Annotated in this window: 8 protein-coding genes; 3 read left to right on the forward strand and 5 right to left on the reverse strand. The window is 44.1% G+C overall.

Annotation, left to right across the window (positions count from 1 at the left end):
• Positions 1–60 precede the first annotated feature (60 nt).
• Positions 61–981, forward strand: a complete 921-nt coding sequence (locus EP13_RS07720) for a diguanylate cyclase (RefSeq protein ID WP_044056792.1) — start codon at positions 61–63, stop codon at positions 979–981.
• 111 nt (positions 982–1,092) lie between these two features.
• Positions 1,093–3,105, forward strand: a complete 2,013-nt coding sequence (locus tag EP13_RS07725; RefSeq protein WP_052364322.1) for a hybrid sensor histidine kinase/response regulator — start codon at positions 1,093–1,095, stop codon at positions 3,103–3,105.
• Between the two features lie 18 nt (positions 3,106–3,123).
• Here the strand turns inward: EP13_RS07725 and EP13_RS07730 are convergent, their stop codons facing one another.
• Positions 3,124–4,209 (reverse strand): purine nucleoside permease, encoded by a 1,086-nt coding sequence (locus EP13_RS07730; protein ID WP_044056793.1) that lies wholly within the window; start codon positions 4,207–4,209, stop codon positions 3,124–3,126.
• 82 nt (positions 4,210–4,291) lie between these two features.
• A complete protein-coding gene (locus EP13_RS07735; RefSeq protein ID WP_044056794.1) occupies positions 4,292–6,682 on the reverse strand; it encodes a TonB-dependent siderophore receptor in 2,391 nt (796 codons plus the stop codon).
• Positions 6,683–7,192: 510 nt separating this feature from the next.
• Here EP13_RS07735 and EP13_RS07740 point away from each other — a divergent pair.
• On the forward strand, positions 7,193–7,384 hold the full coding sequence (locus EP13_RS07740; RefSeq protein WP_269746496.1) for a DUF2798 domain-containing protein: 192 nt from the start codon (positions 7,193–7,195) through the stop codon (positions 7,382–7,384).
• Positions 7,385–7,431: 47 nt separating this feature from the next.
• On the opposite strand, the gene EP13_RS07745 is transcribed toward EP13_RS07740, so the two are convergent.
• The 3 genes from EP13_RS07745 to EP13_RS07755 all read right to left on the reverse strand — a co-directional run bounded on the left by EP13_RS07745 (position 7,432) and on the right by EP13_RS07755 (position 13,248).
• Positions 7,432–10,011 carry a TonB-dependent siderophore receptor gene (locus EP13_RS07745; RefSeq protein ID WP_197035951.1) on the reverse strand — a complete coding sequence of 860 codons (2,580 nt, stop codon included), beginning with the start codon at positions 10,009–10,011 and terminating at the stop codon, positions 7,432–7,434.
• Positions 10,012–10,363: 352 nt separating this feature from the next.
• Positions 10,364–11,791: a uracil-xanthine permease family protein gene (locus EP13_RS07750; protein ID WP_081869471.1), complete on the reverse strand. Its 1,428-nt coding sequence runs from the start codon at positions 11,789–11,791 to the stop codon at positions 10,364–10,366.
• On the reverse strand, positions 11,791–13,248 hold the full coding sequence (locus tag EP13_RS07755) for an adenosine deaminase family protein (protein WP_052364323.1): 1,458 nt from the start codon (positions 13,246–13,248) through the stop codon (positions 11,791–11,793). The genes EP13_RS07750 and EP13_RS07755 overlap by 1 nt, the downstream gene beginning before the upstream one ends.
• Positions 13,249–13,451 lie beyond the last annotated feature (203 nt).

Raw genomic sequence — 13,451 nt, forward strand, 5'->3', positions numbered from 1 at the left:
TCCCTAATTTATTGGTACTTTAGACATTATTAATGAAATAGCTAGACTTAAATAAATTAAATGCAGTTAGAATTGAAGCCTTATACACAATGTCGTGTGCTTATTGTTGATGATGAAGCAATGAGCAGAACAATATTGTCTAGCATTCTTACGCCTTTTTTTTCGTGTGACTCTGCAGAAAGTGGTAAAGAAGCCATTGAATCCTGCAAGCAAATTCAGCCCGATTTGGTGTTGCTCGATATGAACATGCCAGACATGAATGGCCTAGAAGTCTGTGAGCATATTAAAAGTATGCCGGGTGGGCAGCATATTCCAATCATATTTGTGACGTCTACCAATGACGTAGAAACTCAAAATGCGTGCTGGGAAGTAGGGGCGTCAGATTTTATTGTAAAGCCCGTTACCTCCTCCACCTTAGTGCACCGAATTAAAAATCACCTGCAAAACAAACTCCGTATGGAGTTGCTGGCGAAAATGACATTTCATGATCAGCTTACAGGGTTATACAACCGATTGTATTTGACTAATGAAGTGCCACTCATGATTAAGCAGGTGGCAAGAGATCAGCAAAAAGTCGGCTTGATCATGATGGATATTGATTACTTTAAAATGTTCAACGACAGATATGGGCACCTTGAAGGTGATATTTGTTTGCAAAAAGTTGCCAGCGCAATTGATAGTCATGTGAAAAGACCAAAGGATGCGGCCATTCGTTTTGGCGGCGAAGAGTTCATTTTACTGTTGCCTTATACCGATCTGGCGGGTACAAAAACAGTGGCCGACAACCTTATTAAAGCTGTGTATGATTTGAACCTAGCTCATGACTCAAGTAGTAAAGGAAGAGTGACGTTAAGTGCAGGCTATTGTAGTCAATCGGCTTCGCACGTGCTTGAAGAAGGCATCTCTGATTTAATCGAAAAGGCGGATATCGCCTTGTTCGAAGCAAAAGAATTTGGAAGAAATAGAGCCGTAGGCCGATAAACTCTAGCCTATTGTTTAATTTTCATTAACGCTATTCTCGCTACACTTAACAAGCATTCAGGTTTTTGAATAAAACCACTTACTTGTAGAGCAAGCAATAGGTAGCAGTTAATGGTAAACGGTACAGGCCTTCAGCAAGCCATGGCAAGTGAAGATACTACAAAAGTAGCCCGCATCGAACAGTTGTTACGATGTGGGTGTGAGTCGCTTAATGCCTCGCAAGGCGTCGCCTTGTGTCTTGCAGACGACTACACCGATGTGATTGCACGCGCCACACTGCAAAAGCCGCCTTCGTTACCGTTAATGCCTCCCTTGCCATTTGCAAAATCCTCTCCCTTGCCTACGTCTCATGAGCAAGCAGAACCGAGATTTCTGCATTGGGCGAATCTTTACCTTGGGGCTACGTCCTTTGTTTGTGGAGACATTTATGCTTATGGTTCTTACCAAGTTGTATTTATATTTATTTTCGATACCCCTATCACCTATAGCAGTGAGCTTAAAGATAAGCTCACGCTGTTAAATGGCTGGCTTAAATCCCTCTTAATCGAAGTAGAATACAAAGACTCATTTAAAAATAACCTCCTGTTTGAAAAACTGCAAAGCGTAGCGAATATAGGTACGTGGGAAGTCGATTTACTCAATAATTCATTGACTTGGTCTAGTCAAACACGGGTTATCCATGAAGTTGATGAGAATTTTATTCCACAACTCGACACGGCAATCTATTTTTATAAAGAAGGGCACGATAGAGACGAGATTTCTAGAATTGTCAGTACTGCAATAAAAACCGGTGAGTCATGGAATGCCACCTTGCAATTGATTTCTGCAAAGGGGAATCCTGTGTGGATTGAAACCCACGGTATGGCAGAAATGGTAGATGGCGTGTGCGTACGTTTGTTTGGCACTTGCCAGAATGTGAATAAGGCCATGGCGCTGCGGTTAGAGTTGGACGAACAGCGTGAAGCCGCAGTGAAAGCGTACAATGCTCGAGGTGAATTGCTTTCAAGGATTAGCCATGAATTGCGCACACCATTAAATGGTATTACTGGCATGCTGCAAGCTATTCGCTTTGAAGACAGAGAGCATATTCGCGCAAGAAAAACAGAACTGGCGTTAAAAAGTTCAGACAAACTTCTTAGCTTAATTAACGATGTGCTTGACTACACAGATATGTCTAGCGGAAATTTTGAACTTGTCACGTCCGATTTTTGTGTGCGTGCACTGGTGGAAGATTTGATTGATGTGTTCAAGCCGCAATGCCAAGAAAAAGGCTTACGGCTCTATTCGGGAGTGACCTTTCCTCCCAACACTTATATACACAGTGACGCAGCAAGAATAAGCCAAGTTTTGAATAATCTTATGAGTAATGCCGTGAAATACACCGCGCAAGGCCATATTTCCGTGCATGTGACACTCAAAGATGTCGCGGGCGTGCAGCACTTGCTCATCTCCGTTGAAGACTCTGGTAAAGGGATGTCTGAGGCCACGGTGAAAAGCCTGTTTGTTCCTTTAATTCATGGCGATAAGTTTTCGTCTGTTGAGGGCAGTGGCAGTGGCTTGGGCTTATCCATTGCAAAACAGATCATTGATAAGATGGAAGGGGAGTTAGACATTACCACTGAGGAAGGAAAGGGCAGTTGTTTTGACATTGTTATTCCTATTGAAAAGCCGTCTGCAAAAAAACAAGAAATGTCTGATACAGACAGTTTACCTTCCACGCTACTTGCGTTGCCATTATCTATTTTAGTGGTGGATGATAACGATATTAACCGAATCGTTCTTAGCTCTATGCTCGAGAAGTTTAACTTTAAGGCAGACGAGGCACAGAATGGGCGAATAGCGGTAGAAATGGCCAAGGCCAAACCTTACGATATTATTTTTATGGATTGTTCTATGCCGGTGTTGGATGGGTTGAGCGCCACGAAAATCATCGTGGAGGAGGGCTATCTTCCTGTGAATGGCCGTGTTATTGCAGTAACGGCAAACACCACAGATGACGATCGCCAAGCATGCCACAAGGCGGGAATGGCAGAGTTTCTTGCCAAGCCAGTTGAACAAACGTCGGTGACCAACATATTAAGGCAAGTGCTGCACAATAAAGCCTCAGCCATTCGACAGCACTAGCCAACGGGGGTTAACACATTATTGTGAGGGTGTAGGTAACTGTGTTTTACGTTTATCCCAATGTTTCACTACATCGTCAATGACAACCGAACCCACAAGGTAAGCCGACTCAATCGCTGACAACATGGCAGCATAGCCTTCACCAGAGCTTTCTAATTTTAGGTTTTCTGCCGCCGTTAAATCCCCTGGTTGCATGGTAAAGTTACTTGCTGTTCGTAAAATTAAAAGGCGGTTTTTATCGACTTTTCCTGCATTATCAAGGTATGTCAGCGCTTGTAATGTTGCTGAGTCTTCCATTCCTGACGTCACGAAATTTCCATTGTCTTTTGTCCAGTAAGAGACCCATTGATTGGCCCAATCGTTCAGTAACTTACCGTGCCAAAATGTTGAAGCTGACAGATGCGACCCCTTCATTACCGAAGGTGTTTTCTGTGCATTGGCGAATTTGACATATTTGGCGCGCAGGGCGTCCATTGCTGATGTATTAGGTAATTGAATATTAGCTGTTTTTTCAAATGCCCATTGCATGAGATCATGGTTAAGCACATACACTTCGCCGTTTGGCGCATTGAGCGGGTCAACGTCCTCTGCATTGGCATACGGAGAATGCGCGAATAAAGGGAAGTAGCCTGTGGACCAGTCTGCGGGTATTTCTCTGGCATCTATTTGGTGTGCTAAATCGCCGTCTACCACATAATCTGTCCATATAGCCGAACCAATGGTGCCATCTTGAGGGTCAATCCCTGCAATGCCGGCCACCAACCAATACGCGTGAGTTAAGTCAAAGCGAGGGTCTAACCCAAGTGACATTATAGCTGCCGAAGCGCGGGCGATACCCATTCCCGTCACTATGCCTAAAACACCGGTTTCTTCGTTTACGAAGATATCATGATGAGCATGAGGAAGCGGATAATGGCTGGTTAGCTTTTGTTTCTCTTTCCATAACTGGAATTCACCAGGTCGGTCGCCTTCGTCTTCGCCAATTTCAAACATGGCAACAACAACTGCTTTTATTTCTATTGGTGAAGAGGATTCGGCCAATGCCGTATTAAAAGAAAAAAATGAAAATAATAGAAGGGCGGATAAGCGAATGACTAAGCGCATAGTGGTCCTTTTTCGAGATTAAAAAAAAGGTAAACCTGAATAACAGGTTCACCTTTAAAGTTAAGCACTCAACGTTAAATGCTTAGAATTTGTATGAGAACTTCGCGTTCCAGTGACGTGGTAGTTCAGGTAGTACAATTTGGCTACCGAACAAGTCAGGGAAGTTAGAGCGGAAATATTTCTCATCAGTTAGGTTCTTAACAGTAAGGTTAACACTCCAGTCTTCAGCTTGGTAAGATAAACCTGCGTTCACCAAGGTGTAAGAAGGTAGCGTAACCGCACCAGAGTAACCCGATGCCACTTCGTCAGCATTCACAACGCTAACGCTTGCTGCATAACCGTTAAGGAAATCGTAGGTAGCGGTTAAGCCATACGTGTTTTCAGGAATACCGGCTTTAATGGCTTCAACGTTGTCGTAGGCAGTATTACCGTTTGGTGTGCCACCGAAGAAGATTGAAGGATCGTCGATATTCGCGAAGTCTTCTGCACCTAAGAAACCAAACTGGTAGCTACTTGCAACAGCGGTCAGGTTGGTCACTTCAATGTTAGTGTAAACGGCTGACAGTACTAGCTGCTCATTCACTACCCAACGAACCTCAAACTCAGTTCCTTCGTTGTTGGTGGTATTGTTGGTAACCGTAGACTGAGCGTTAATATCAGTACGCTCTTGCTCATAGATTGATAGAGCAAAGTACAAGCTATCGTCTAGGAATGAACCTTTAACACCATATTCAAACAGTTCAGAGGTATCGAAATAGCCACCTGGAATGTTCTCTACGTCAATGTTCGCACCTTGACCTGCTACAATGGTCGCTTGCTCTGCTGCCGTAATGTAAGGAATTAAGCCAAATTCAGTTTTGAATGAGATACTGGCATTCCAAGAGAAACCGTCTTCTGTATCTTCTGCGCTAACGTCTGCATCGCCACCAAACAGTGTAGAGCCACCTGGTGTAGTACTTTCAACATCTACTGAATCATAACGCACACCTAGAACAAGGTTTAGGCCGCTTTCCCAAGTTAGGTCAGTCATGGCTGCCATACCTAGGTTAAGGTAGTTACCTACGTCGTAGTTTGAGTAACCCCAACCTGCGCGGGTTGCCAGTAAACGTCTATCAAGTGCAGTCGATTCACCGGTAAGGTCACGACGATCGAAGAATTCGTTGATAAAATCGTCACCACTTTCGAAATCAGTGTAACGAACAGAGGGTGAAAACTGGAATTGTGCCAATAAGGTGTCAGACTCGTATTCTGTACCAAATACAATTTTGTCTTCTACTACGTAAGCATCGTGGAATTGAGAAAAACCATAGGCGTTTTCGTTTAAGTTTTCATAGCTTTCGTAGAAAAACTGGTTTTTGATTTCCCAGCCGTTATCAGTGTAGTAAAGCATGTCGAAGTAGAACGTACTTACTTCGTTTGCAAGTACATCGTCTGCCGCAATTAGCGTTTGATCGCGGCCAAGTTTCGCAGTACCTACGTTAACTAATGCCATAGCATCGCTGAAGCTAGAACCGTCTTCAGTAAGCGGGTCAACTTCAACAAATAAGTTCTCAGCAAAGTATTCCCAATGACTAATGCTACCATCACCGTCTGTATCAAGAGGCTGTGCATCACCCGTGATGTATGTGCCATTATCGATAAGATCTTGAGTAACACGGTTCCAGCCTGCGTTCTGGTTACCATCATATTTATGGTACATACCGCCAAACTCAATGCTTAGCTTATCAGTAAGATCCATATCAAAAGCCGCTTGAACCACAGTCTGGTCTGTTTCACTGTTGCGGTAGTAAGAGTCTGAATTCTCAATTTCGGCGTAGATGTAATAACCGAAGTCTTTACCAGAGACTTTACCTGGGCCACCGACTTCTGCGGTAACAATATTTTTATCCCACGAACCTGTGGTATACGACATTGCGCCAGTAGGCTCATCTAAATACTGACCACGGCCAACTTTCGCTGATTTAGGGTTAAAGTTTAAGTAACCGCCAATTTTCGCTGGTCCATAAATAGGTGAAGCTGGACCACGTACAATATCAACACTACTTGAAGCACCGATAGGCGTAGGGTAGTTACCAGGGTTGTCTAATCGTCTAACGCCACGAAAGTAAACTTCGCCGGGTGTACCACGTACATCCAATGAACCTGCTACCCCGAAAAACGATTGGGTAAAGGTACCTGGTGCAAATGCCACAAGTTCATCAATATCGGCTACGTTGAAACGTTCCATTTGCTCTTGCGAAATGGTTGAAGCTGAACGCGGCGTCTCAAGGATTGACTTACCAAAACCGAATACAGACTCTACGTCTTGGCCAGGTAAGCTGCCTAGTGAACCCTTAACCTCAATTTTTTCAATATCTGCATCAGAAACGGTCTCTTCTGTTTCTTGCGCTACAGCAAGTGATGACGCAGACAATGCCAAACCTACGGTTAAAGCACGTGCAAGCGGGTTTAATTTGAATGTAGTGTTAATCATGTTTTCCTCATTATTTTTATTAACCTTGGAACAGGTTTTTATGCACGGGATAATAAAAGTATGCATGTCGTTACTTAGCACAATAAGTGCCAGCTTCCTGTCCAACTGGTCAATTTATGAGGTATTTGTAAGTTATTGATAAATATTGACATTTTAAAGTAAGAAATTTCAGCATATGTTATAGTTTTGTAAAATTTCGGTGGGTTGCCCTAATTGCACCACTAGAGTGATATCCCGTGAAGCATTGCACCAAAAGAGAACTTGCCTCGTACAAAACGGCTTAATCTCTTTTTAGCTGATGCACATTTAGACTTGTGCTATCCCTGCTTTGACGCCAAGATACTGAAACTTCTATCATTCAATATTGAAGCTATGCGGTTATGGTTCTTTTTAATGCAGACACACTTTTCGCCAGTGTTTGGCGTTAGACCGCGATCGTCAGTTAATCTTTTCACATTCTGGATAGGTATGATCTCTGCAAAATATCAGCGGTTGGTTTTCGCTTTTTTTATGTCGTTATTAATGAGCTTTCTAATGAGTGGAATAATTACCTTCATTAATTTGGGCTGGGTGAGTGATTTTTTTGTTCTCTGGATGGACGCATATTGGAAGGCGTTTGTTATTGCATTCCCTACTATTTTTGTGGTTGCCCCTATTGTACAGAAACTCACGGCGAAGCTTATTATACAGGAGCCCCAATAGTTAATCGCTATGCGGCGTTAACCGCATAGCGATTAACCTTGTGCAGGTTAAAACGTATAGGTGACCGTGAGTGAATACGTTCTGCCTGCAGAGGGCTTAACAACCACAGAGTCGAATAAATCCGCTGAGGTATAATATTCTTCGTCAAGTAAGTTATTCGCTTGCAACAATGCCGTTACAGCGCCGTTTGAATAACTTAATGAACCATTCCAAATACTGTAACTTGGCAGCATAACGGTTTGCATGATGTCGGTGTAGGTTTCATCTACCCAGGTGACCCCTAAGCTACCAGTTATGGCTGCATCACCCATAGGCTGCACCCACGTACCATACAAGCTTACAATGTTGTCTGGCAGACCACCTCTGTCTAAGCGTACGTTGTCGCCAACGAATGCGGCACGCGGGCCCGCAATACGTCCACCGTATACGTCGTCAGGGTTTAGGCCATTTTGTGCCGCAAAGTCGACTCCGTTTATCACAGCAAGTGCGCTATTACTGACTTCTTCCGTTTTAGTATGGGTGGCAGTGGCAAGTATCGACAAGTTTTCAGTCACTAACGCGCGCGCTTCAAACTCTAAGCCTTCACCGTACACGGCAACAAGCGCACCGGTTTGGCTTTCTCTGTAGGTTTTATCTTGGTCATAGTACGCAATAGCGGAATAAAGCTTGTTATCTAACAAGTTCATCTTAAGACCAATTTCAGTGAGTGTAGATTCTTGAATGTATTGACTATTCTCAATAGTGGTAGGAATAATGCCGCCCAACTGATTAGTGCTCAGTGAGTTAGACTCGGAATAGGTTACGTAAGGAATAATACCGTCAGCATCATAGGAAAGTGATGTGTTAAAACTAAACGCTGTATCGCTTCCGCTAACCACGCCGTTGCCTTGCTCTGCCCCCAGTAGACTTACCCAGCCATTTTCAGACTCAACATCAAAATAGTCGTAACGCCCACCAAGCAGTAGATTCACTTTGCCATAGTTTATATCGGTGAGGAAAAACACTCCCGCGTTTGCCGATTTAGACAGGTGAACTTCATTAAAATTACGTTCTAGTGTGCCTTCTACACCGGTGACATTACCTTCATCGTCATAAATAAGCTCAGCATTTTCGTAGGGGTCAAAGGTGGCCGGAGATATACGATCGTTGGCAGTCGGCCCCACGGAAATATCGCGAAAATCGAAGGTTTCATCAAGCCAGGCTGCGTAGTTATCGAGGTGTTCCTCTCGATAGTTGACGCCGCCAATGCTGGTGGCAGTAAAATTTTCCGCCTCGTACTCAAAGGTTAAACTGCTGCGTAACTCATACAAATAGGCATCTGGGTAATAGGCGGTAAAGCCCCAGCTTTGATACTTTGTGTGGTCTAAATAATCGTAAAATGCCTCATTCTTCCAAATGGTGCCACTTTCAAACTCGTGGGTTACATCGAAATATACCGTGAGGGCGGTGGTATCAGCGTAATCTTCCTCGTCTATGAAGGTGGTTTGATGGTCAATTTGTGTGGTGCCAACATTGGTTAACGCGTAAGGGTTGTCTAAACTACGGTCGGCTAAAAAGTTACCAAAACCACCTGCACAACTAACTGATAGCCCGTTGTAAGTGGCGTTTCCACTGTCTGCATCTGCTGCGGTACACCAACTGTTCACATTACTAAATGCATTGTTTAAAAAGCCTGGCGCAAACGGAGTAATAAACGACGACTCTTGAGGCAATAATGTGTTTGCACCTATCCCGTTGTCGGAGTTTAAAGTAGGTGCTGCACCTGTAATATAAGTGCCGTTATCAATTAAGTCTTGGGTAACACGGTTCCAACCCGGAACCTGAATGCTATCTGTCGTCTGATATTGAAGCCCGAATTGCAGGGTGGTGTTGTCGCTTAAGTCAAAATCGACTGCGGCTTGTATTAACTCGCTGCTAGGTTCATAGCCATCAAAATAGGATTCAGAGTCTTCAACTTCCGCGAAAAGCTGTAAACCACCATATTTGCCGCCAATTTGAAGGGGAATGCCTAGGCTACCCGATACTATTCGTTGATTATACGAACCATAGGTTGCCGATATTTCACCGGTAACGTCGTCAATGTATTTGCTGCCGTCTACTTTCGCTGATTTAGGAAGATAGTTAAGTTGGCCACCAACACTACCACTGCCATATAAAGGCGAAACTGGGCCGCGCATAACTTCTAATTTCTCCGCGCCTCGCACGATGGTATTAAAGGCGCCTGGGTTGGCAATACGGCGAAAGCCTCGAAAGTAGTTGTCTGCAGGTTCACCGCGAATATCCATGGCACCTTTTATACCAAAAAATGAACTGGTAAAAGCCCCAGGCGTTAAACGTACTAGGTCATCGACACTGCGCAAGGCAAACTTGTCCACTAAATCTTCACTAATTTCAGTAATAGAGCGTGGGGTTTCGTAAAGGCTTTTATTGAGTCCAAATGCGCCGCTGGAGTCTTCTTCTGGCATTATCGAGTAGTAATCCGACTTTTTACCCAGAACCTCTATTTGTTCAACCTCATCTTTTTCGTCTGAAGTGGTTTGTTCCTGAGCCACGCTTGGTAGGTGATAACTCAATAATGCGATGGCCACAACACGTGACAGACGATTTGGTTTATAGGTAAGTGCCATAAAATTCCCTTTCATTTCAATGTATGTTTTGTGTGAGTTAAGTCTGTTTTGTAAAGAAAGAGCAGAAGGCGTGCCAAGCATAACCAAGTGGTCAGTTTTTTATTTTCCATTGGCTCACAATCTCTTGAATCCTAGGCGCAGGAAATAAATAACGTAAATTCAATTGCTTAAGTAAAGTTAAAGAAGGGGGTTAACAAAAAAGTTGATGGCTAAAACGTAAGATCTAAACTTAGCGATAAAACCGCGGGGAATTTATGCACCAAAATACGCCGATTGCACGATGAATGAACGCATTTTTGCGACAAACGGCATATCTGATTAATGAGCGGGTTAATAAGCAGGCCAATTACAGTTAAGCTTCTTTTTCCTGCTTAAAGCATGGCAGGGCGTTATCAGATTCTTCCTTAGTCTGTGGCGTAGCACTCGGGCTATCTTCAGTACAAGTGGTTTTTTTAGCCCCGGGCAGGGTAAGGTCAAGGATGACTGCCGTTAAGCCTGCTGAGGTGACCGGTGATAAGAGCACGTTTTTCAACCACAAAGGAAGTTGGTCTAATGCTTCGGGCACCATCATTACCCCAATGGCCATGCCCAAAGCACAGGCAGTAATTAAACTGCTACGCCTATCGAGTGCGTAGCTTGCCAGCAATTTTAGGCCGCCTACAGCCACCATGGCAAACATCACCAGGGTTGCGCCACCCAATACTGGCTTTGGAATTGCTTTAAGGATGCCGCCTACCACAGGGAAGAAACTTATAAAGATAAACATACCCGCCACGTAAAACCCGACTTTTCGACTGGCAATACCGGTGAGTTGAATTACGCCGTTATTTTGCCCAAAGGTTGTATTAGGGAAGGTGTTAAACACCCCCGCTAAAATTGAGTTAAAACCATCGCCTAGAATACCGCCACGAATGCGGGAAAGGTAAAGTGGCCCGCTCACCGGCTCTTTGCAAAACAAGCTATTGGCAGTGAGATCGCCCGCCGTTTCAATGGCAGTAAACAGGTAAATAAGCGCAATAGGTAAAAAGAGGTTTATATCGAAATCTATGCCAAAGGCAAAGGGCGTGGGTACGGCAATGGCGGGCAGTGTAGCAAGGTGAGAAAAGTCCATGCCTTGGGTTAGTGCAACGTATGAGGTGCCTATAATCATGCCAATAAAAATGGCCGACAAACGTAACCAATGGTTGGCCGACGCATTTAAAAAGACAATAACCAGTAATACAGCCACGCCAATACCTAAATTCGATAGGCTACCAAAGCTTTCAGCGTTAAAACCACCGGCTAAATCAGTCATACCCACATTGATTAACGACAAACCAATGGAGGTGATCACAATGCCCGTGGTTAACGGTGTAATAATACGTTTTAGGCGCGTAATAAAAAGGCTAAACAATATTTCAACGAAGGCGCCAGCAATGGTTAAACCGAACAACATAGCCAAGATGTCTTCGGCTGTGCCACCGTCGCTTTTCACTTTTGCACCCGCAAGTAGTAGCGCGCTAATAAACGCAAAACTGGTGCCTTGTATGGCCACAAGCCCACTGCCAAAAGGGCCAACTCGCTTGGTTTGAATGGCTGTGCCCACGCCGCTAACAAATAAGGCCATACTGATTAAGTAGGGAACATATTCTTGCAGTGAAAGGGTGGCACCAATAATCAGGGTGGGTGTAATAATGCCCACAAAACTTGCTAGCATATGCTGATAGGCCGCAGTGAAACTGGCCAACGTCCCAGGCTTGTCATGCAAGCTATAGAGTAAATCATGACTTTTTGAAGACATTATTGACTATTCCTTTCAGTACAAAGCACAGGTTCAAATTGGCAAATAAAGGGGCTGTAGCGGGGCTTTGTTTTAGTGCCCCGCTGCATGACGCTGTTGCGCTCAAATATATCGAGTGCGTCAGAGAGCTTCTGCAAGTGTTGTGCCTTGTCATTTGGCTGAAGAAAGCTGTAGGCCAAGCTGTTTTCACTTAACTGCCTTAGTTCTGTCCAACTTAAATTAAATTGGGTAACCGCAACGTAATACTCGTCGGTTAAAGAAGAATTCCACATGCCTTTATCATCGGTAGAAAGTGCAGTGGGCACGCCGGTTCGCAAATACTGTGGAAAGGGATGTTTACTAAAACGTTCAATGTATTCTAATTTCAAGTTAGAAATAAGGTTGGTTTCTATTAAGTAGCGGTTATTTCTCATTAACAGGTAGGTATCATCATCACTCAGTAAATTAATGCCGTGGCCAATCCTGTCTACGCCAAGCAAAAGTGTGTCTTTAATATTTTCGTTAGGTGATTCAGATTCCCCGGCATGAAAGGCGAGGTTTATTTTAGGGTATTGGGCCCGTAATTGACGTAACACCTTTTTGAATCGCGTTGGGTGGCCTTTGGGATCATCTTCTCTCCCGACCAGATTAATACCCACATACCAATCACGATGTTGGTCTACAAACGCATATATCCATTTTAATTGTTCATCGGTATTCGGGGTAAACCGTACTAGGGCATATTGAAACCTAACGGTTACTCCCGTAGCTTTGGCTTCTGCACTGTTAAGCATGTCGGTAAACACGGCCAGCGCATCCTCGGGGGTATATAGGGAGCCATCTGGGTACATTTTGTTGCGTATATTCACCTGTGTTTCCAGGTAATATAAATGTTCTTTTTGGTAGGCTTGCATGTTTAACAGCAATATTTTCGCCATAAGCACAGGGTTGGCGGTTAGTTCGTTTAACCGTTGCCAATGGCGCTCGAAAAACTCGTCTCTGCCTTCATGGGGTTTATCTAATTGAATACTATTTATAAAGCCAAGGCGTTGGTTGTGGTCCAATTTCGCCAGCGCAACATATTCTTTTTGTTGGCATTGCGTTAACCCCTGCCATGTAGGCTGGGCGATGGTATGAAAAAGAAAGTGCGGGGTTTCAAAGTCGAATGCATTATCCCCAAAGGCCGTACAGCCGTTATCGCTTACCCGAGTGTAGTAGGTGTAACCGCCATTTTTTTCCGCTGACGACGCAATGTCGTACCACCATTGGCCGTAACCTGAGCCCGATAAATGATGATGCAAATCGCCCCCCTTAGGAAGAGAATGCACAAACTGATATAGCTCTGAGGGTGAAGCGTTGCGCTTAAATTCGCTAAACCAGCTATCCATCGACACCGGGTGAGATAGCGTGTTGGCGAACAAGTGGAAACTAAAGAAGAAAGAAGCAGCGCAAAACAGAAAGAAACGGGTAAACAACATACAAGCTCATAGCGGTGAAAACAGCTAACTTGCAAGATGCTGACCATTTGGTTAGGGGTGTTAAAAATTTGTAATTTGTTGAATTTAAAGAGGTATTATATAACTCTGGAAAAGAGAAGGAACCTTTGAATAATTAAGGCGCACCTTTATGGTGCAGTAACGGGTGCGTGCGCTATTTTGGCGCGCATCCGTTTACCGCGAAC

Origin of the sequence: Alteromonas australica, from assembly GCF_000730385.1 — a bacterium.
Lineage (GTDB): Bacteria > Pseudomonadota > Gammaproteobacteria > Enterobacterales > Alteromonadaceae > Alteromonas > Alteromonas australica.